At 71.5% G+C, this 19,256-nt stretch carries 25 protein-coding genes; 21 read left to right on the forward strand and 4 right to left on the reverse strand.

Features of this window, described 5'->3' with window-relative positions; all coding sequences use genetic code 11:
- Positions 1 to 19: 19 nt before the first annotated feature.
- From EFJ44_RS08080 to EFJ44_RS08090, 3 genes are read left to right on the forward strand one after another with little or no spacing between them, the layout of a single operon-like run.
- Entirely contained in the window at positions 20 to 565 is a 546-nt protein-coding gene (locus EFJ44_RS08080) for a DUF1285 domain-containing protein (RefSeq protein ID WP_125256674.1), read from the forward strand.
- On the forward strand, positions 562 to 1,188 hold the full coding sequence (locus EFJ44_RS08085) for an NUDIX hydrolase (RefSeq protein ID WP_125256675.1): 627 nt from the start codon (positions 562 to 564) through the stop codon (positions 1,186 to 1,188). The genes EFJ44_RS08080 and EFJ44_RS08085 overlap by 4 nt, the downstream gene beginning before the upstream one ends.
- Positions 1,185 to 2,387: a CCA tRNA nucleotidyltransferase gene (locus EFJ44_RS08090; protein ID WP_125256676.1), complete on the forward strand. Its 1,203-nt coding sequence runs from the start codon at positions 1,185 to 1,187 to the stop codon at positions 2,385 to 2,387. The genes EFJ44_RS08085 and EFJ44_RS08090 overlap by 4 nt, the downstream gene beginning before the upstream one ends.
- On the opposite strand, the gene EFJ44_RS08095 is transcribed toward EFJ44_RS08090, so the two are convergent.
- Positions 2,359 to 3,318: an endonuclease/exonuclease/phosphatase family protein gene (locus EFJ44_RS08095; protein ID WP_125256677.1), complete on the reverse strand. Its 960-nt coding sequence runs from the start codon at positions 3,316 to 3,318 to the stop codon at positions 2,359 to 2,361. The two genes, EFJ44_RS08090 and EFJ44_RS08095, sit on opposite strands and share 29 nt — an antisense overlap.
- 56 nt (positions 3,319 to 3,374) lie before the next feature.
- Here EFJ44_RS08095 and EFJ44_RS08100 point away from each other — a divergent pair, with 56 nt between their 5' ends.
- From EFJ44_RS08100 to EFJ44_RS08125, 6 genes are all read left to right on the forward strand, one after another.
- Positions 3,375 to 3,854 (forward strand): DUF4112 domain-containing protein, encoded by a 480-nt coding sequence (locus tag EFJ44_RS08100; protein ID WP_125256678.1) that lies wholly within the window; start codon positions 3,375 to 3,377, stop codon positions 3,852 to 3,854.
- Positions 3,855 to 3,928: 74 nt separating this feature from the next.
- Complete coding sequence (locus EFJ44_RS08105) at positions 3,929 to 4,486, forward strand: sigma-70 family RNA polymerase sigma factor (RefSeq protein WP_125256679.1); 558 nt, start codon at positions 3,929 to 3,931, stop codon at positions 4,484 to 4,486.
- A complete protein-coding gene (locus EFJ44_RS08110) occupies positions 4,483 to 5,199 on the forward strand; it encodes an anti-sigma factor (protein ID WP_125256680.1) in 717 nt (238 codons plus the stop codon). The genes EFJ44_RS08105 and EFJ44_RS08110 overlap by 4 nt, the downstream gene beginning before the upstream one ends.
- A gap of 277 nt (positions 5,200 to 5,476) precedes the next feature.
- Positions 5,477 to 6,949, forward strand: coding sequence for a DUF2793 domain-containing protein (locus EFJ44_RS14070; RefSeq protein ID WP_125256681.1), 1,473 nt, complete (start codon positions 5,477 to 5,479; stop codon positions 6,947 to 6,949).
- 152 nt (positions 6,950 to 7,101) lie between these two features.
- Entirely contained in the window at positions 7,102 to 7,362 is a 261-nt protein-coding gene (locus EFJ44_RS08120; protein WP_125256682.1) for a hypothetical protein, read from the forward strand.
- Positions 7,359 to 7,742 (forward strand): M15 family metallopeptidase, encoded by a 384-nt coding sequence (locus tag EFJ44_RS08125; protein WP_125256683.1) that lies wholly within the window; start codon positions 7,359 to 7,361, stop codon positions 7,740 to 7,742. The genes EFJ44_RS08120 and EFJ44_RS08125 overlap by 4 nt, the downstream gene beginning before the upstream one ends.
- Here the strand turns inward: EFJ44_RS08125 and EFJ44_RS08130 are convergent.
- Entirely contained in the window at positions 7,733 to 8,026 is a 294-nt protein-coding gene (locus EFJ44_RS08130; RefSeq protein ID WP_125256684.1) for a hypothetical protein, read from the reverse strand. The two genes, EFJ44_RS08125 and EFJ44_RS08130, sit on opposite strands and share 10 nt — an antisense overlap.
- 16 nt (positions 8,027 to 8,042) lie before the next feature.
- Between EFJ44_RS08130 and EFJ44_RS08135 the strand changes: the two genes are divergently transcribed.
- The 4 genes from EFJ44_RS08135 (at position 8,043) to EFJ44_RS08150 (ending at position 10,742) form a co-directional block, all read left to right on the forward strand.
- Entirely contained in the window at positions 8,043 to 8,321 is a 279-nt protein-coding gene (locus EFJ44_RS08135) for a hypothetical protein (protein ID WP_125256685.1), read from the forward strand.
- Positions 8,322 to 8,553: 232 nt separating this feature from the next.
- Positions 8,554 to 9,387 (forward strand): flagellin, encoded by an 834-nt coding sequence (locus EFJ44_RS08140; protein ID WP_125256686.1) that lies wholly within the window; start codon positions 8,554 to 8,556, stop codon positions 9,385 to 9,387.
- Between the two features lie 106 nt (positions 9,388 to 9,493).
- Positions 9,494 to 9,775 (forward strand): hypothetical protein, encoded by a 282-nt coding sequence (locus EFJ44_RS08145; protein ID WP_125256687.1) that lies wholly within the window; start codon positions 9,494 to 9,496, stop codon positions 9,773 to 9,775.
- Positions 9,776 to 9,908: 133 nt separating this feature from the next.
- A complete protein-coding gene (locus EFJ44_RS08150) occupies positions 9,909 to 10,742 on the forward strand; it encodes a flagellin (RefSeq protein ID WP_125256688.1) in 834 nt (277 codons plus the stop codon).
- Between the two features lies 1 nt (position 10,743).
- Here EFJ44_RS08150 and EFJ44_RS13830 read toward each other — a convergent pair whose 3' ends face one another.
- Positions 10,744 to 10,881 carry a hypothetical protein gene (locus tag EFJ44_RS13830; protein WP_164511883.1) on the reverse strand — a complete coding sequence of 46 codons (138 nt, stop codon included), beginning with the start codon at positions 10,879 to 10,881 and terminating at the stop codon, positions 10,744 to 10,746.
- 127 nt (positions 10,882 to 11,008) lie between these two features.
- On the opposite strand from EFJ44_RS13830, the gene EFJ44_RS08155 reads away from it, so the two are divergent.
- The 8 genes from EFJ44_RS08155 (at position 11,009) to EFJ44_RS08190 (ending at position 18,641) form a co-directional block, all read left to right on the forward strand.
- Complete coding sequence (locus EFJ44_RS08155) at positions 11,009 to 13,735, forward strand: transcriptional regulator (protein ID WP_125256689.1); 2,727 nt, start codon at positions 11,009 to 11,011, stop codon at positions 13,733 to 13,735.
- A 78-nt stretch (positions 13,736 to 13,813) separates the two neighbouring features.
- Positions 13,814 to 14,479, forward strand: coding sequence for a hypothetical protein (locus tag EFJ44_RS08160; RefSeq protein ID WP_125256690.1), 666 nt, complete (start codon positions 13,814 to 13,816; stop codon positions 14,477 to 14,479).
- Positions 14,479 to 14,919: a hypothetical protein gene (locus EFJ44_RS08165; protein ID WP_125256691.1), complete on the forward strand. Its 441-nt coding sequence runs from the start codon at positions 14,479 to 14,481 to the stop codon at positions 14,917 to 14,919. The genes EFJ44_RS08160 and EFJ44_RS08165 overlap by 1 nt, the downstream gene beginning before the upstream one ends.
- A 73-nt stretch (positions 14,920 to 14,992) precedes the next feature.
- Positions 14,993 to 15,463 (forward strand): single-stranded DNA-binding protein, encoded by a 471-nt coding sequence (ssb, locus tag EFJ44_RS08170; RefSeq protein WP_125256692.1) that lies wholly within the window; start codon positions 14,993 to 14,995, stop codon positions 15,461 to 15,463.
- Between the two features lie 7 nt (positions 15,464 to 15,470).
- The gene (locus EFJ44_RS08175) at positions 15,471 to 15,926 is read left to right on the forward strand and encodes a thiol-disulfide oxidoreductase DCC family protein (RefSeq protein ID WP_125256693.1); all 456 of its coding nucleotides are present in this window, start codon (positions 15,471 to 15,473) and stop codon (positions 15,924 to 15,926) included.
- A complete protein-coding gene (locus EFJ44_RS08180) occupies positions 15,923 to 17,212 on the forward strand; it encodes an SDR family oxidoreductase (RefSeq protein WP_125256694.1) in 1,290 nt (429 codons plus the stop codon). Before EFJ44_RS08175 ends, EFJ44_RS08180 begins: the two co-directional genes overlap by 4 nt.
- Positions 17,212 to 17,679 carry a DUF2269 family protein gene (locus EFJ44_RS08185; RefSeq protein WP_125256695.1) on the forward strand — a complete coding sequence of 156 codons (468 nt, stop codon included), beginning with the start codon at positions 17,212 to 17,214 and terminating at the stop codon, positions 17,677 to 17,679. The genes EFJ44_RS08180 and EFJ44_RS08185 overlap by 1 nt, the downstream gene beginning before the upstream one ends.
- Before the next feature lie 62 nt (positions 17,680 to 17,741).
- Positions 17,742 to 18,641, forward strand: a complete 900-nt coding sequence (locus EFJ44_RS08190) for a DMT family transporter (protein WP_125256696.1) — start codon at positions 17,742 to 17,744, stop codon at positions 18,639 to 18,641.
- Between the two features lie 11 nt (positions 18,642 to 18,652).
- On the opposite strand, the gene EFJ44_RS08195 is transcribed toward EFJ44_RS08190, so the two are convergent.
- Positions 18,653 to 19,207, reverse strand: coding sequence for a superoxide dismutase family protein (locus tag EFJ44_RS08195; protein ID WP_125256697.1), 555 nt, complete (start codon positions 19,205 to 19,207; stop codon positions 18,653 to 18,655).
- Between the last annotated feature and the right edge of the window lie 49 nt (positions 19,208 to 19,256).

The raw sequence follows: 19,256 nt of genomic DNA on the forward strand, positions 1-19,256 counted from the left end.
CTGAGCCTAGCTTTCTCCCATGACGGACGGCCCGCCCCCCGACGCCCTCGACCGCCTCGCGGACGCCGCGAAGCCCCGCGGAGTGCCGCCCGTCCACCTGTGGAATCCGCCGAACTGCGGCCGCATCGACATCGTGATCCGCGCCGACGGCACGTGGATGCACGAAGGCGCGCCGATCCGCCGTCCGGAGCTGGTCCGGCTGTTCTCGACGGTTCTGCGCAAGGACCCCGACGGCCACTGCCTCGTCACCCCGATGGAGAAGCTGTCGATCCAGGTTGAGGACCTGCCTTTCCGGGCCGTGGCCGCGGACCGCGGCGATGCGCTGAGGTTCACGACCGACATGGGCGACGACGTCACGGTGGACGCGGAGCACCCGATGGTCGTCGATCGCGGCCCGGACGACCAACCGGCGCCGCGCGTTCTGGTGAGGGGAGATCTCTGGGCCCGGATCACCCGAGCCGTGTTCTACGAACTGGTCGAGGCCGCGAAGGTCGAGAACGGACGGCTGATCCTGCGTACGGGCGGTCAGGCGCATGATCTGGGCGCGGTGGAGGTGGGGGCATGACCCCGGATCAACTCGCGCGCGTGCTCCTGCCCATCGAGGGATGGAGGGCCGACGAGGTCGCCGGGGGGTCGGACTACGATCTCAACCCCGGCATGGAGCCTCAGCCGGGCGCGCCTGCGGAGGCCGCCGTGCTGGTCGCCTTCACTCCGGGCGAACGGGGCCCGAGCCTGACTCTCACGCGCCGGGCGGACACCCTGGCGCGGCATACCGGCCAGATCGCCTTTCCCGGCGGCCGCCTGGATCCCGGCGAAGGGCCGGCCGAGGCGGCGGTGCGAGAGGCCTGGGAGGAGATCGGCCTGCCGCCCGCCGCGGTCCGTCCGCTGGGACTGGGAGACCGCTATCGCACGGGCACCGGCTATCTTGTGACCCCCGTGGTCGCCTGGGTGGCTCCCTTGCCCGAACTGAGCCCGTCTCCGGCGGAGGTGGCGGAGGTCTTCCACGTGCCGTGGGCACACCTGGCGGATCCGGCCAACCGTCGCCGCGACCACTATGACCTGAACGGCGTGCGGCGGCATTTCTGGTCCATCGACTGGCACGACCGGCTCGTCTGGGGCGCGACCGCCGGAATGATCGTCGGTCTGGCGTCGCGACTGGGACGCGCAGCCGCTGAGCGTGCGGCGTGATCCGGCTTGCCGCCCCCTGGCTCACCGACCCTGCCGCGGTGGCCGTCGTCGACGCGCTGACGGCGGAGGGGGGCGAGGGCTGCGTTCGATTCGTCGGCGGCTGCGTGCGCGACGCTCTGCTGGCGCGCGAGGGCGGCGACGTCGATCTGGCCACGACCCTCGAGCCGCCGCGGGTGATCGAGGCGCTGAAGGCTGCGGGCCTCAAGGCCGTGCCGACGGGAGTTGAGCACGGGACCGTCACGGCCGTCAGCGCGGGTCGCCCGTTCGAGGTCACCACCCTCCGCCGCGACCTGGCCACCGACGGGCGTCGAGCGGTGGTGGCCTTCACCGACGACTGGACCGAGGACGCGCGCCGACGCGACTTCCGCCTGAACGCCCTCTATGCCGATCGCCACGGAGAGGTGTTCGACCCCACCGGCGAGGGCGTCGCCGACGCTCGGGCGGGCCGCGTCGTCTTCGTTGGCGACGCGCGTCGCCGGATCGAAGAGGACCACCTGCGCATCCTGCGCTTCTTCCGCTTCTTCGCCTGGTTCGGCCATGATCGGCCTGACCCTGACGGCCTCGACGCCTGCGCCGCCATGGCGGAAGGCGTCGACCGCCTTTCCGCCGAGCGCGTGTCGTCCGAGTTGCTGAAACTTCTGGCCGCGCCGGATCCGACGGAGGCCGTCCGCGCCATGGCCGTCGCCGGCGTTCTGACCCGCGTGCTGGGGTCGGAGGGGGACCTGGACCGCTTCGTCGCCGTGCAGGCTCGCTCGGCCGATCCCTTGTTGCGCCTTTCGGCCCTCTGGCCCGACGACCGCGTCTTCGTGGCCGCGGCCGCGCGCCGTCTGCGCCTGCCCCGGGCGGCGTGGAAACGGCTTGAGGACGCGGCCGAGCCTCTGTCGTTGCCGTCGGCCGACCCAAGGGCCGCCCGCCGGCTGGTGCATGCAATCGGCCCGCTGGCGGCCCAGGACCGGGCGTTGAAGTCGCCCGACGCGCCCGCCGCCGCCGTCACCCTCGCGGTCGCCCGCGACTGGACGCCGCCCCGGCTGCCGGTCGGGGGCAAGGACGTGGCGCGCCTCGGCGTCGCTCCGGGGCCGGAGACGGGCGCCGTCCTGCTTGCGTTCGAGCGATCGTGGATCGCCGACGACTTCCCGGCGGACGGAACGGCCGAACGCCTCGCCGCCGCGGTCAGCGCCGTGCGCGGCTCAGGACGGTGACGACCGGCCGGTGATCGGAGCCGTTGGGCCGGCCCAGGCGGCGCTCGGTCACGGTGAGGCCCTCGCTGACCCAGACGTTGTCGATGCCGACGCCCAACGCGGAAGGCAGGGCGGCAGGCCAGGTTCCGGGAAACGCGGGAGCCGGCCGGAGTCCGCTGCCTGCGGCGAAGATCCTGCCGATACGGGCGTCGGGCACGCTGTTGAAGTCGCCGGCCGCGATCCGCGGAAGGCCCGGCGCGCCGGGGACGCGCGCCGCGATCTCCGCCTGGCGGATCTGCTCCCACTGAACCTGGTAGGGCCAGGGGCGCGTCAGGTGGACGCCCGAAAGGTCGAGCCGTCCCAGCGGGGTGCGCGTCACCGCGCTGAAGACGTGGACGCGCGGGTCGGTGCGCATGGCCTCCAGCGGCCAGCGCGAGGCGATCACGGTTCGTGCACCGAAGCCGCGCCAGGCCACGCGCGGCGAGACGTGGCGATGCGGCAGGCCGTCCAGGACGTCGTCCAGCGCGGCATGGACCTCATCCCCGGCCTCGATCAGCAAGACGAGGTCCGGCCGCGCCTCCTTCAGGCTGGCGCGGATCGCCTCGACGTCGGCGTTGCCCGCATACAGGTTGGCCGAATACAGCCGGATCGAGGGTGCGTCCTCGTCGGGCCGCGGCATTCCGGTGAAGGCCTGCGGGGCGGCCGCGACGGCGCACAGGGCCGCCGTGACCGCTCCGGCCAGCACGGGAACTCTCCAGCGCAGCAGGGCGAATCCGGCGGTGACGATCAGCGCGCCGACCGCGGCGGGCGCGGAGAACTGGGCGGCGAGGTCAAACCAGCGGTGGCCGATCCCGCTCAGGTCCGCCAGGGCGATGCCCAGCAGGGGGCCGAGCGCCGCGGCGGTCGCCAGGGTGACCAGAACGATCTGCGCGCGAACGTGAAAACGTGACATGGTGAACGGCGCTCGAGCTTGGGCGTTTCGGCCGGCGGGCAGGGAGACCGGGACGCATGGCGCGCCGCAGCATCGCCGATATCGAGAAGATCTGGCTGAATGTCGACCGTCTGAAGAAGACGTCGGACCGGGCGATCGGCGTCGGGCCCTTCGGCATCGGTCTGGACGGCCTCCTGACCTGGATTCCCGTAGTCGGCACCGCCTACACGGTCGGGGCGGCGGGCTGGCTGCTGGTCCAGGCGGTCAAGGCGAAGGCGCCGGCCGGCACGATCGTGCAGATGCTCGGTTATCTCGGCCTCGACAGCGCCACGACGGCGGTCGGCGAGGTGCCATTCCTCGACTTCGTGCCCAGCGTCGTCGACGTGCTGTTCCCCGGTCACCTCCTCGCCGCCAGGGCGCTCCAGTCCCACATCGAAAGCACCCACTGGGTGGAGGGATCCTATGCCGACGCGCGCGCCAGTGGCGAGCACGATCGTCATGTCGAAAAGGTGCGCGCCGACCGCAAGTTGAAGCGCGTCATCTACCTGCACGACTGACGCTCCCGCTTGACGGCCGCCCTGTCGAGCGGCCAAGTCGTTCCGGGGCCCGAGTGCGGCTGCAGGGGGTGGAATTGAGCGTCAGCCTGACCCGTGACGAGCTCAGCGCGGCGTTGTCGCGCGTCGGACAGGGCGACCGCGCGGCCTTCCGCCGCGTCTACGAATCGACCTCCGCGAAGCTGATGGGCGTCTGCCTGCGTATCTTGTCCGACAGACAGCTCGCCGAGGACGTCTTGCAGGAAACCTACGTCGCCGTGTGGAACAAGGCCGGAGCTTTCGACGCCGCGCGCGCCAGCCCGATCACGTGGCTGGTGACGATCGCCCGCAACCGGTCGATCGACCGGCTCCGCTCGGGCGCGGCCCTGCGCAAGGCCGTGCCGGTCGACGAGGCCTTCGACCTCGCCGACGACGGCGCGTCCGCCGACGACCTGGTCGCGGGCAAGCAGGAGGCCTTGCGCCTGGCCGGCTGTCTCGACGAACTGGACGTTCGCACCTCGACGGCCATCCGAACCGCCTTCTTCCAGGGCGCGACCTATGAGCAGCTCGCGGCCGCCGAAGGCACGCCGCTGGGCACGATGAAGAGCTGGATCCGCCGCGGCCTGCTGCGCCTCAGGGCCTGTCTGGAACGATGACCGACTCCCCGCTGACCCCCGCCGAAGACGAAGACGCCCTGGCGGCGGAACTGTCCCTGCGCGTCCTGTCGGAGGTCGAGGAAGCGGCTGCGCGCGCGCGCGCCGCAGCCGATCCTGCCTTCGCCCGCCGCGTCGAGGACTGGGACGAGAGGTTTGGAGTCCTCGCGGACGAGATCGCGCCCGCGGAGCCGGGCGGCGGCGTCTGGCCTCGCGTCGACGCCGTGACCGGCGCGGCCAACGATCAGGGACCCGCCCTGCGCTTCTGGCGCCGCTGGGCCGTCGGCTCGACGGCCGCCCTGGCAGCCAGTCTGGCCGCCGTGATCTTCCTGATCGTGCGGCCCGAGCCCGTGGTCCAGGCCCCGGTCCCGGCGCCGATCACGCGCGTGGCCACCCTGACGCTGGAAGACGGCGGCGTGGCCATGACCCTGGCCTACGACCCGGCCACGGGCGAGCTCTATCTTGCGCCGACCGACAAGATGCACGGCGATCCGCGGGTTCCGCACCTTTGGCTTCTGATGCCGGAAGGCGGCGTGCGGCTGGTGGGCGCCATCGACGGCTCGGCCACCTCGCGGCACACCCTCAGCGGCGTTGTGCACGATCTCGCCGGTCAAGCCGCGCAGGTCGCGGTCTCCATGGAACAGCCGGGACATACGCCGGCGATCGACGCGCCGGACGGACCGGTGGTCGCCAGCGGCAGCCTGCAGCGGCTCTGACATCCGCGCCGGCCCCGCGGACGTAGCTTCGTCGACGGACGACGCCGCGACCTCCTTCCATGGACGCCGCTTCGGCCGTCGGACGGGGAGGTCCTCCCCAAGCCCTTCCGTGGGCCTCCCCGTCCCCGGGATGCGGCGGCGCGTGAGCCGTCGTTATGACGGCCGGCGCCGAATTGCTCATCCGCATCAAGCCTCGTCGGCCGATTTCGCCCCCGAAACCGCCGTCGGTGACGGCCCGGACCAGCCTGTTCCCGACATCTGAACGGGAGCGCCGAACATGTCCGATGAGACCTCCGCCCGGTTGGGAATGCCCTTCCTTGCGGGCGGCCAGCTGCAGAAGCACGTCACCCTCAACGCCGCCCTGTCCCGCCTCGACGCCCTGGTGCACCTGGGCGTCTCGAGTCGCGCCCTCGCGGTCCAGCCTGGGGACCCCGCGGACGGCGAAGCCTGGCTGCTGCCGGCCGGGGCGACCGGTTCGGCCTGGACCCTGATGGAGGAGGGGTCGGTCGCCGCCTTCCAGGACGGCGGCTGGGTCCGGCTCGACCCGCCCGTCGGCGCCATGGCCTTCGTGATCGACGAAGGGCGCGCCGTCATCCGCACGGGCGAAGGCTGGGTGTCGCTCGGCGACGTCCTGGGAACCGTCGACTTCATCGACCGGCTCGGCGTCGGCGGCTCGGCCGACGAAGCCAATCCCCTGATCGCGCGGCTCAACGGCGCCCTGTTCACGGCCCTGCCGGATGCGGACGGCGGCACAGGCGACGTTCGCCTTTCGTTGAGCAAGGAAAGCGCGGCCGACGTCGGCTCCGTCGTGTTTCAGACGGCCTTCGCCGCCCGGGCCGAGATCGGCCTCGTCGGCGAAGACCGTCTGAGCATCAAGGTCAGCCCGGACGGCGAGGTTTGGCACGAGGGCCTGAGCGTCGATCCCTCCGACGGGCGGGTCGCCTTCCCGAAGGGCACGCTCCGGCGCGAAGCGACCGTCTTCGCCGCCCCGGGTGGTTACGTTCCGCCGACGTGGGCCCGCCGCATCGAGGTCCTTTTGATCGGGGCGGGCGGCGGCGGCGGCGGCGGTCAGGGCGCGGCTGCCGGAACCCTGCGGATGGGCGGCGGCGGGGGCGGCGCCGGCGGAACGGCCCAGGCCGTCTGGCCCGTCGAGGCACTTGCCGGAGCCGTGACGGTCGCCGTCGGCCCGGGCGGGGCCGGCGGCGCGTCGGGGGCCTCAGGAAGCAGCGGTGGCCACAGCGCCGTGATGCTGGACGGGACCCCTCTGCTGCGTGCCTTCGGCGGGGGCGGCGGCGCTCCGGCCGGGACCGGCGGCTCGGGAGGACTGGCCGGCCGGACGGGCAACGCCGGAGGCCCAAGCTTCGCGGCGTCGGCCGCCAGCGCCGGCGCGGCCTCGTCCAGTCCTGAGGGACCCGGCGGCGGCGGAGGCGGCGGCGCCGTCACCGCGGCCAATGTGGCGCACCCGGGCGGCGCCGGAGGCGCGGGCGGCGTTATGGCCGTGTCCGCATCCGGGGGGACGGCCGGGTCCGCCGCCGCCGGGGGCGTCGGCGCGGCCGCGCCTCTCGTAGAACTATGCCGGTCCGGCGCGGGCGGGGGTGGGGGCGGCGGCTCCGCCACGGGTGAAGGTCATGCGGGCGGCGCGGGCGGTCTGTGGGGCGCGGGCGGCGGCGGGGGAGGAGGTGGCCTCTCCGTCGGTGGCGTCGGCGGCCCCGGAGCCGCGGGTCTCGTCGTGCTGACGGCCGTGGGCTGAGCCATGGAGGACCATTTCGCACCCCTGGACGCTCCCGGCGTCCCTGACCCCGAAATGTGGGACCTGCCCGACCATCTCAGTTGGGAGGAATGCCTCGAAGAGACGGCCTTCCCCGCGCGTCCCGACCGTGCCCCCCACGCGGAGGACGATCGATGACCGGAAACTCCGGGGCCCCCTCTCAGCTCGCGGAAGGCCGCTGGCTGTGGCGCCGGCTCTTCGTCTTCCTGACCGCGGCCGGGCTGCACGCCCTGCTGGCTCGCGCCGTGGATCGGGTGGGCCCCGAAGCGGCCGTGCGCGTGTGCGAAGGGCTGATGACGCTGTTGGGCCTCACGGTGGTGCTCTACCTCGTGGCCCCAACGGCCCAGCAGCTGATCGCCTTCGTCGCCCAGTTGAAGATCGGAGGCCGGCCATGAGCTTCCGCCTGTCCGAACGCTCCCGCGCCCGGCTGAAGGGCGTGCACCCCGACCTAGTCGGCGTGGTCCTCGAGGCGCTGGCGGTCAGCCCGATCGACTTCATGGTGACCGAGGGCCTCCGTTCTCCGCGCCGGCAGGCCGAACTGGTCCGGGCGGGGGCAAGCCGCACCCTGAACTCCCGCCATCTGACGGGTCATGCGGTCGATCTGGCGGCCTTCGTCGACGGTCGGGTTCGCTGGGACTGGCCGCTCTATCCGCGCATCGCCCAGGCGATGAAGGCGGCGGCCCGACGCCGCGGCGTCCCCCTCGTCTGGGGTGGAGACTGGCCGCGCCTGCGTGACGGGCCGCATTTCGAACTGGATCGAAAGGCCTACCCATGATCCCCGCCGCCCTTCGTCGCCTGCTCCTGACCGGGGCCGCGACCGTCCTGGCATGCGCCGCCGCCGTCGTTCTGGCCGCGCCTGCGCTCGGTTTCCGCTGGGATCCGTTCGACCGGGCGAAACGCCGGATCTCGGATCTCGAGGCGCGACTGGCCCAGGTGGAAGCCGCGGCGGCGGCGGCCGCGCGCCTCGCCCGCGCGGAAGCCGACCAAGCCGTCCGCGTCGACTTCCATCATCGCAGGACCGCCGACGCCGCACGGGTCGTCGCCGATCTGATCGCCCACTCCACGGAGTCCCCGGATGCCCGCCTTCCTCTGCCGGCTGATCGCGCCGCTCGCCTTCATGACGCTGACCGCCGCCTGTGCGGCCTCGCCCCCGACGCCTGCGCCGCCGGGGCGCCTCAGCCTTCCGACGGCGGCGACGGCGTCCTGTCGCCTCCCGACGTTGCCGGAAACGCCGACCCAGGCGGACCTTGAGCGGGTCTACGTCGAGCGGGGAGCGGCCCTCGTGGAGTGCGACGGCGCGCGCCGCCTCGCCGTCGAGGCGCTGAGGGCCGAGCGGCTTCTGGCCGACCCCTAACCGGGCAAGTTCTGCCCGGTCGCCCGGCAGAACTTGCCGCCGCGAGGGTCGGTCCCGGCAATGATTGCCGGGCTCCCGACGTGGTGAACGAGAAGTACCGAAGCGAAAACAACGGGTAGGCTCTCAGAGGCCGGGCGGCCTCCTGGCCCCGTCCTTGCTGCCATCACTGCCGAGCAAAACGCTCCCGGCAGCCAAAATGGCGTCGGACACCTTGAAAGAAGGACTACGTGCCATGGCGCTGAACAGCGTTAACACGAACGTGGGCGCGATGATCGCCCTCCAGAACCTGCAGGTCACCAACTCCGAACTGGGCGTGGTGCAAGGCAGGATCAACACCGGCAAGAAGATCTCGACCGCCAAGGACAACGGCGCCATCTGGGCCATCGCCCAGGGCCAGCGCTCGGAAATCGGCGCTCTGAATGCCGTCAAGGACAGCCTCCAGCGCGGCCAGTCGGCCACGGACGTGGCCATCGCCGCCGGCGAATCGGTCTCGGACCTGCTGATCCAGCTGAAGGAAAAGGCCCTGTCGGCCAGCGACACCTCGCTGACCACCTCGGCCCGCAAGGCCCTGAACGAGGACTTCAAGTCCATTCGCGACCAGATCACCACGGTGGTCAACAACGCGAAGTTCAACGGCGTGAACCTGCTGGACAACTCGACCGGCACGAACGGCTTCAAGGCCCTGTCGAACGCCACCGGCTCCACCATCAAGGTGGCGGGTGAGAACCTGTCGCTGGGCGGCGCCAACGTGACCCTGGCCGCCACGGCGACCATCGGCACCGCGACCCTGGCGAACACCGCCCTGGGCGTGATCAACACCTCGATCGACAACGTGTCGTCGGCTCTGGCCCGTCTGGGCACGGGCTCGAACTCGCTCAGCACTCACCTGAAGTTCGTGAGCAAGCTGCAGGACACGATCGAGACCGGCGTGGGCAACCTGGTCGACGCCGACCTGGCCAAGGAAAGCGCTCGCCTCCAGGCGCTGCAGACGAAGCAGCAACTGGGCGTGCAGGCGCTGTCCATCGCCAACTCGTCGACGTCGATGCTGCTCGGACTCTTCCGCTAAGGGCAGACCCAAGACGTACGGCGGGCGGTTCCTCCGGGATCCGCCCGCCGGCACGTCCGGAAAGCCCTCCAATGGAGGCGCCGGCCCGAACGGCCGGTAAGGAGAGATGGAAACCAATGCCAGAATAGGCCGCATCGCCCCGGTCGCCGGCCCTTCGGGAGCCGCGACGTCGGGCGACTTCGACCGCTCGCCGGCCTCGCGGCAGGCTGAAGAGGCGGCCAGGTACAGACTTGTGATCGAGGAAGGGCCCAGCGCGGGCTCCTACATCTACAAGACCCTGGACCGGCTGACCGGCGAGATCGTGCGGCAGGTGCCGCGCGAAAAGGTCGTCGAACTCATGCAGGGCCCGAACTACGCCTCAGGCTCGGTGATCGACACCAGCGCCTGAACCGTCCGGATCTCCGGATCGCCGCCGCGCCGCTCCCGAGCCGCGCGGGTTTCGTCGTGGTGAATCGCCGTTAACCATACGCACACGACTCGCCCCATAGCCTTGGCCCGAACTCAAAGAGGCTCGGGGCCGGATGACGAACAGCGTCCACACCAACACCGCCGCGCAGATCGCGCTGCAGAACCTGTCGCGCACCAATGACCGGCTCGGCGACGTCCAGGGCCGCATTTCGACGGGCCTGAAGGTCCAGGGCGCCAAGGACAACGCCGCCATCTGGGCCATCGCCCAGGGGCAGCGGGCCGACATCTCCTCACTGGGGGCCGTGAAGCAGAGCCTGGATCGCGCCACGGCGATCTCGGACGTCGCGCTGGCCGCCGGCGAAAGCATCTCGGACCTCCTGAATCAGCTGCGCGAGAAGGTTGTGGCGGCCAAGGACCAGTCGCTGGGCACCCAGTCGCGCCAGCTGCTGAACAACGACTTCCAGGCTCTCCTGCGGGCGATCAACTCGGCCATCCAGAACGCGACGTTCGACGGCTCCAACATCTTCAACGGCACCGTGACGCCGGGCATTCGCTTCCTGGCCAACTCGGACGCGACGCAGACCGTCACCCTGTCGGCCAAGAACCTCACGCTGGGCGGCTCGATCATCGAGGTTTCGCTGGCGAACTCACTGCTGACGGTCACCGGTGCGACGTCGGCCCTGGCGGCCCTCGACGACTCGATCACCCAGCTGAACTCGGCGCTGGGCGACATCGGCGCCCAATCGAAGCAGATTTCCGCGCACGCGAAGTTCGTCGGCAAGCTGTCCGACACGCTGGAATCCGGCGTCGGCAATCTGGTGGACGCAGATCTGGCCAAGGAAAGCGCCCGGCTTCAGGCGCTTCAGGTCCAGCAGCAGCTGGGGGCGCAGGCTCTGTCGATCGCCAACCAGGCGCCGCAGGTCATCCTGTCGCTGTTCCGCGGCTAGATCAGCGCCGGGAAGCGTAGGTCAGGCCGCCCGAGCGGGCGCCGATCTGGATCGGGCCGGGCCTCACGCGGGGGCCGGGCTTCGCGGCGAGGCCGTAGAGAGACAGCAGGGCGGCGAACAGCGAACGCGGACGGATCATCGCATCATACCCTTCGGCGGTGGTGACGGATCGGCGGCGTCTTAACGAATCGGTGCGAACACCGTTCCGCAGGCGGACGTTAACCCGGCGTAAGCGCCGATCGAAGACCCTGAATCCAGGCGTCCACATGATCGACAACAGCTATCTTCTGGGCCTGTTCGGGGGGACGTCCCTGTCCTCCGGCTTCAGCGCGTCCGGCGTGCTGGCGGCGAAGAAGCGTCAGCCGACGGCGCCGTGGTCGAGCGGGGCGGCCGTGCCGCAGGCCGACGAGCGCGTCCGCGCGGCGCTGGGCGGTCGTCGCCTCGTCGACGAGGACGCCTACGCCCTCGACGCCGCGGACGCCTCCGGCGACTACAAGCGCCTGTTCGCCCTCTATCAGGGTCTCGAGACCCTGACCGCCTTGACCAACCGCGCGTCCGTGAAGGGCATCTCCACCTCGGAGTTGACCCTGCTTCAGAAGCGGTTCGCCTCAGGTCTCTCGGAAATCGGCACGTGGCTGGGGGGCGCTGAATTTCAGGACGTCCGGATGGTCCAGGGCACGACCGCGGCGATCTCGAAGACGACCGCCGCCGTCCGCCGGGATTCGGCGATCTCGATCACTGCGCCCATCCACGAAGGGGCGACCGACCAGGTGGTGGCCGCCTTCCAGGGCGACGTCGCCTTCACCATCGGCATCCGGAACACGATCGGCACGACGACGACCACGACGCCGGTCCAGATCGACCTGGCCGACATGGGCGCCACGCCTCGCACGCTCGACGCCGTGCTCAAGCACGTCAACGACGCGCTTCAGGCGGCCGGCGTCGAGACCCGACTGGGCCGCGAGGCGATCAAGGCCGAACCCAGGACCGTCACCGTCAACGGCAAGGCCGTGACCCTTCCGGCGGGACCTGATCGCTGGGCTCTGGCGATCCGCGGCTCCACGTCCGAGGCCGTCTCCTTTTCCGAGGCGGCGCCCCGCGACGCCGTCTATGTCGTCCAAGCCTCAGGCAAGACGGGCGCGCACGAGGTTCTCAAGTTCCAGTCGGATCAGGGCGGCGGCGCACCGTCCACGGCCCCGCGCGTCGGCGAGACCCAGTGGGTCGACGGCCGCGTCTCCCAGACCGCCCTACCGGACGGCTACTCCGCCGTCCGGGCCTCGGCCTCCGCCGCCGACGGCGGCCTGTGGCTGGTCGCCGACGTCGACGGCGCGGTCGCCGATCAAGCGATCAAGGGCACGTCCGACGTGGCCCTGGTGCGCCTCGACTCCGCCGGCCGCGTCGTATCGACCCGCACCCTCGGCGCCGCGAGCCAGGCGAACGGCTATGCCCTGTCCGTCGCCGCCGACGGTCGCGTCGCCGTCGCCGGATCGGTCGTTGGGGCCCTGGAGCCGGGCAAATCCGGCGACGTTCCGACCGAGGCCGACAGCTTCGTCACGGTCTTCGACGCCGGCGGCGCGGAACAATGGACCCAGCGCCGCGGGGCCCGGGCGGCGGACGAGGCGACCTCCGTCTCCTTCGCCGCGGACGGGACGGTCGTGGTGGCCGGTCGGGCGAGGTCGGCGATGACCGGCGCCGCCCAGGTCGGCGGCTGGGACGGCTACGTCCAGAGTTTTCGGGCGGACCAGCTCTATCCCGGCGCTCCCTTCTCGGCGGCCGCCGTGGGGGTCGCCCAGTTCGGCTCGACGGGCGACGACACCGTCTCGGCGTCGGTCGCCGTCGGCCAGGACGTGTTCACCACGGGCGTCGAGAACGGCCGGCTGGTCGTACGGAAGTGGACGCTGGACGGCGCCGGCAAGCCGACGCTGGCGGCCCAGCGCGACCTCGGCACGGCCGGCGGAGAACCGGCGGGGATCGCCGTCGAAGGCGGCCGCGTGATCGTGTCGGGGACGACCCACAACGCGGCGCTGAACGTCGGCATGGTAACCAACGCCCACTCCGGCGGCGCCGACGCCTATGTGATCGCCCTGGACGCGGATCTGGCCGTCTCCGCCGACGATCGATTGACGTACTTCGGCGGGACCGGAAACGACGACGTCGCCGACGTGAAGGTCCACGACGGCAAGGTCTGGATCACCGGTGTTTCCAATCGGCCGACGGATGCCGGGGAGGACGCCGCCACGCGCGGCTATCTGGCCCGGCTCGACCCCCTGACGGGCGCGGTGGAATGGACCCGCGACTGGGCGGGCGAGGGCAATCAGGCGAAGCCCGCGACCCTGGCCGTGGCGTCCGGCGCCGCTGGCGTGCTGGATCGGCTGGGCCTCCCGAAGGGGGAGATCGCCCAGTCCGACTCCAAGCGTCTCGTGGAGGCGACCGCGCTTCGGCCCGGCGACCGCTTCTACGTCACGCCGCCCGGCGGCGGGCGGGCGGTGGCCGTCACCGTCGACGCGCGCGACACGCTTCAGTCCCTGGCCCGAAAGATCGAAGGCGCGTCCCTGGGCCGGCTCAAGGTCACCGTGGCCTCGGAATCCGCCAAGCCCGACGGGGCGCCGGGGCTCGAGGCCGCCTTCGCCGGCCTGCAGCGGCTGTCGATCATGGCTCGCGACGGCCGCGAGGGGGCGGTCTTCACAGCAGGCGAGCCCGGGCGCGACGCCCTCGCCGGTCTCGGCCTGTCCGCCGGTTTCATCGGGCCGACGGCGGGCGAGGGAGAGGCGAGGACCTTCGGTCTGGACCTGCCCCGCACGCTGAGCCTCGCGAACGCCGATGCGGTCAAGGCCGCCGGCGAGCGCCTGCAGGCCGCGATGAAGGCCGTGCGCGACGCCTACCGCGCGCTCAATCCGACCACGGCGACCGGGGCCGCGTCCGGCGCCGTGCCCGCCTATCTGAGCAATCAGATCGCCAACTATCAGGCCGCCCTCGCGCGGCTCGGCGGCTGACCGGCGGTCTTCGGCTTCACGGTTGACGCCCCCGGCGTCGGCGGGTCATTGAGGGGGAAGCCTCCGCGAGCGATCCCCATGGCCACGCCGTCCGACAACCGAGTCTTCCTGATCGCCGGCGCCGCCGCGGTCCTGATCGTGGCCGTCTCGCTGGCCCTGTGGTTCGGGCGCGGACCCGCCCCGACCACGGCGCCGCCGGCGTCGCAGGGCGGTCTGACGGTCGACGTGGCCGACGCCCCGGCACTGGAGAGCACGCGCGAACTGCGCTGCTTCGTCGCCGGGCGCTTCGTCGGCATGGCCACCCTGGCCCAGTGCGCCGAGCGCAACGGTCTGGCCACCGACGCGCTGGACGTCGGCATCGACGAAACGGGCGCCCTCGCCGCCGCCCCGACGGCTTCGCTGGCCCCACCGCCCGTCGAGCCCTCGGCGCTGATCGACCAGGAACCGATGCCTGACCTTCCACCCGTCACGGACGCCGGCCAGCCCGTCGCGGCGGCCGGTGAAAGCTGCCTGCGCCACGTCGGCGGCGACTGGCGCGCCGTGTCGTCGAGCATGAGCCTCTCCGCCTGCGTCCAGGCCCTCTATTCGGGCACCTGCGTGCGCCCGGGCGACGCCCTCTACGGCCGGTGGGGCAACACGACCCTGCGACTCGTCCCGGGCCGCGTGGAGCGGTCGGAGAACAACGCCGACTTCCGCACGTTGGTGGAGCAGGACCGTCGCTGCAATCTGGGCCCGATCAACTGATGCGCCTGACCTTCCTCGCCGGAGCCGCGGCGCTGGCCTCCCTCGCCGCCTGTTCCAGCGCCGTCGAGGCTCCCTACGATCCGGGCGTCTGCTACTACGTCGTGCCCGACGAGGCCGAGGAGAGCGGCGTGCGCTTCAACGTCGTCGCCCGCGACCAGCCGCAGATGGAGCACTGCGCAGCGCGCCTCGAGGAGATGCGTCTGCGCTTCCTCGGCATGGGCGGCTCCAACCGCGAGATCATGGGATCCTATCAGGGCAAGTTCATCTTCATCGACGCCACAGGCGTGAAGGTGGGGGACTCCCTGACGGGTGGACGATACTTCTTCCTGGCGCGCACGGGAGACGGTCGCCTGGCCATTCCCGGAGCCATCCAGCGGGACATCGACGGCCGTCCCGTCGGCGTCATCGCCCCGCCCGAGCAGGCCGCACCCGCGGGCTGAACCAGAACAAATCTGGAACATCCGGCCGGGATCGGCTATGCGTTCCTAAACGTCCGAGAACAAGGAGCCTGCAATGGCCGGAAGCGTGAACAAGGTGATCCTGGTGGGCAATCTGGGCAAGGACCCGGAAATCCGCTCGCTCAACAACGGCGACCGCGTCGCCAACCTGTCGCTGGCGACGTCCGAGACCTGGCGCGACAAGTCGACGGGCGAGCGGAAGGAGAAGACCGAGTGGCACCGCGTCGTGATCTTCAACGACAACATCGTGAAGGTCTGCGAGAACTACCTGAAGAAGGGCTCGACCGTGTACGTCGAGGGCTCGCTCCAGACCCGCAAGTACGAGCAGAACGGCGTTGAGAAGTACACCACCGAGGTCGTGATCCAGCGCTTCAACGGCAACCTGACCATGCTCGGCGGCCGAGGCGACGGGGCGTCTTCGGGCGGGGGCCGTTCTGACGACGACTACGGCTTCTCCGGCGGCCCGGCGCCCAAGTCGTCGGGGCCCAAGGAAAGCTACGACCTGAACGACGACATTCCGTTCTGATCGCAGGGTGGGGCAGGGGGGCTACAGCTGGCGCGCGGACCCCGCGGTCCCGGCGTTTCCCGACGACCGGCCCCTCGTCCTGTTCGACGGCGACTGCGCGCTGTGCTCCGGCTGGGCGCGGACGATCCTGAAGCGCGACAGGGCCGGCCTGTTTCGTCTCGCGCCGGTTCAGTCCCCGCTCGGCCAAGCCCTGATGGCGCACCACGGCCTCGACCCCGACGATCCTTCGACCATGCTGCTGCTTGAGGACGGCCGGGCCTTCGGCAAGACCGAAGGCTCGATCCGCGTGGCGTCTCGACTTGGCTGGCCCCACGCCGCGGTGACCGTCCTTCGTCTGATTCCGCGACCCGTGCGCGACGCGATCTACGACCAGATCGCCCGGCGACGTCGGCTTTTTCCCGGCCGTCGCTGGTGCGCCTTGCCCGACGCCGGCCTCAACCTCGCCGACAGGGTGCTGGGGTGAGCCGGCGCGTCCTGATCCTCGGTGCGGGCGGCTTCATCGGGGCCCAGGTCGCCGCCGCCTTCGACCGGGCCGGCTGGGAGGTGCGCGCGGCCGCTCGCCGACCGGCCAGGTCGGCCCGGCGCGCGCCCGCGTTCGACTGGGTCGCTCTCGACTTCGCCGATCCGGACGCCGATTGGGCCGCCGCCCTCTCCGGCGCGGACGCCGTGGTCAACTGCGTCGGCGCGCTTCAGGACGGTGCCGATGACAGCCTGATCGCGGCCCACGTCGACGGTCCGCGCCGCCTGATCGCCGCGATGCGGTCCGCCCGCGTGCATCGTCTGATCCACCTCTCGGCCGTCGGAGCCGACGACGCGGCAGGCACCGACTACGCGCGGACCAAGGCGGAAACGGAACGCATGGTCGCCGCTTCCGGGCTGGACTGGGTCATCCTGCGCCCTTCGCTGGTGATCGGCCGCGGGGCGTTCGGCGGCACGGGCCTGATCCGCGCCCTGGCGGCCTTCCCCCTGGTCATGCCGATGGTCGGCGGGGAGCAGGTCTTCCGGCCCATCCTCGCCGAAGATCTGGCGGAGGCGATCGTGGCGGCGGCCGACGCCCCTCCGGGACTGACTGCAGACCTGGGCGGCCCGCAGGCGGTGAGCCAGGCCGACCTGCTTCGGCGATATCGCGCGTGGCTGGGCCTGCCCCCCGCGCCGGTGCTGCGAGTGCCGCGCTCGATGGCCCGACCGGCGTTGGCGGTCGGAGACTTCCTCGGCCACCTGGGCTGGAGTTCGCCGCTGCGCACCACCTCCTTGCGGCAGATGAACCACGACGTGGCCGGCCGGGACGCCCCGTGGCCGTCCGCGCTGGGACGGCCGCCGCGCGGCTTCGACGTCGTGCTGCGGCAGGTTCCGGCCTCGGTCCAGGACGTCCATCACGCCCGGCTGTGGTTCGTGAGGCCGCTGGCGATCGTCACGCTCAGCCTGTTCTGGATCGCCACCGGCATCATCACGCTCCGCTGGGGCTGGGACGCTTCCGTGGCCACGCTTCAGGCGGGCGGCTTCGGCGACCTTTCGCCGTGGATCGCCGGAGGCGGGGCCGTCGTCGATCTGCTGCTCGGCATGGCGATCCTGAAGCGGTCCTGGTCCGCCCGCGCCGCCGTCGGCATGGCGCTTGTGTCCGTCGGCTATCTGATCGCCGGCACCCTCAGCCTGCCGCACCTCTGGCTGGACCCGCTCGGGCCCTGGCTGAAGGTCCTGCCGGGCATCCTCCTCGCCCTTTACGTCGCCGCCACGGAGGCCCGCCGCTGATGGACCTCTACGTCGCGGTGAAGATGATCCACATCCTCTCCGGAGCCGTCCTGTTCGGCACCGGCATGGGCATCGCCTTCTTCATGGTCTGGGCCAACCGCGCGCGCGACCCCGCGGCGATCGCCCACGTCGCCGGCGCCGTCGTGGTCGCCGACGCCCTGTTCACCGCCGTGGCCGTGGTGGTCCAGCCGCTCAGCGGCGTGACCCTGATCCGTCTGCAGGGCTACGCCCTGACCGAGCCGTGGCTTCTTTGGGCCTACGGCCTCTACGTCCTCACCGGCGTCTGCTGGTTGCCTGTGGTGGCGATCCAGATCCGCCTGCGCGACCTCGCGCGCGCGGCCGCCGCATCCGGCGCGCCGCTGCCCGCACGGTACGACCGCCTCTACCGGATCTGGTTCGCCCTCGGCTTCCCCGCCTTCGCCGCGGTGCTGGGCATCTACTGGCTGATGATCGCCAAGCCGGCCTGACCGTAACCGTTCGTCACCCGGTTTGAGGGGCGTGACGCGACGCCGCATGCCATAGCGCGACGGTGACCTCTCCGACGCCCCACCGCCTGACCGCGCTCGAGATCGGCGCCATCCTGCTGATCGTCGTCATCTGGGGAGCGAACAACGCCGCGGCCAAGGTGGCGACCGAGCAGTTGCCGCCGCTCTTTGCCGCCGCGCTGCGGTTCGGCCTCGCCGGCCTTTGCCTGTTGCCCTTCGTGCGGCCGCCGTTTCCAAACTGGAAGAGCCTGCTGTTGATCGTGTTGATGGGCGGACCCGTCCATTATGGCTTGATCTATCTCGGATTCTCGCTCGCCAACGACGTCAGCCCGGCCTCGGTGGCGACGCAGCTCTGGATCCCGTTCACGGCCCTGTTCGCCTTCCTGATCCTCGGCGAAAGGCTCACGCTTCTGGCGTTGACCGGTCTGGTCGTGGCCTTCCTTGGCATCGCCTGGATGGCCGCCGATCCGCACGCGCTCGAGGACTGGCAGGCCATAGTCATCGTGGTCGGCGCCAGCGCGGCCTGGGCGCTGACGACCGTCGTCGCGCGCCGCACCACCTCCATCCCGCCGCTGAAGATGCAGGGCCTGCTGGCCCTGACCTGCGTGCCCACGCTCGCCGCGGGCTCGGCCCTGTGGGAGCGCGGCCAGTTCGAGGCGGCTGCGCAGGCCACGCCGCTGGTCTGGGGCACCGTCCTGTGGTCCGGGCTGGCCTCCTCGATCGTCGCCACCACCCTCATGTTCTGGCTGGTCCAGAGGCGAGAGGCGGGGCGCGTCACGCCTTATCTGCTGGCCACGCCCGTGGTGTCGATCCTGATCGGCGCGCTGTGGCTGGGCGACGTCCTGACCGTCCAGATCCTGACCGGCGCGGCGCTGACAATCTGCGGCGTCGGCGTGGTGGCCCTCGCCGAGCGGGGTCTCAGGGCCGGAGCGGCGAAGGCCTGAATCGCGCCGACTCAGCCGGCGGCCAGGATTCCGCAGGCGACGCGATCCCCCGCGCCGCCGATCGGCTGGGTCGTGTGGTCGTCGGCATTGGCGTGGATGACGATGGCCGAGCCATCCTCGTCCCAAAGCCAGGCGCCCGGTCCCGTCGCCGAGATGCGGGCGCGCGGCGTGAACACCTCCGCCATCACTCGACCCTGCGCGTCCGCGTGAACGTTGGGCAGGTCGCCGTCGTCGGGGCCGGCAGGATTCAGCAGGCCATGCGGCTTGCCCCCTTCGCCGCCGTGGATATGGCCGCCCGCGCTGGTGAAGGCGCCTTCGCATTGCGCCGTCTGGTGCAGATGGATGCCGTGCCAGCCCGGGGTCATCCCCGTGGCCTCGATCCGGATCAGCAGGCCGGTGGGGCCCTGCGTCAGGACTGCGCGCCCGACCCGGGCACCCTGTGCGTTCACCAGCGTCGCCTCGCCGAAGTCTCCCAGCGGCGCGCGCTCGGCCGCTCCCATCGAGGCGCAGGCGCCCAGCGGCAGGGCCATGGAGGCGGCGAGGGCGGCGAGGGTCGGACGGCGCATGATTTTCTCCGTGGACGGCGGGATCCGGACGACCCCTTCGACTTGGCCC

Origin of the sequence: Brevundimonas fluminis (assembly GCF_003934285.1) — a bacterium.
Classification (GTDB): domain Bacteria; phylum Pseudomonadota; class Alphaproteobacteria; order Caulobacterales; family Caulobacteraceae; genus Brevundimonas; species Brevundimonas fluminis.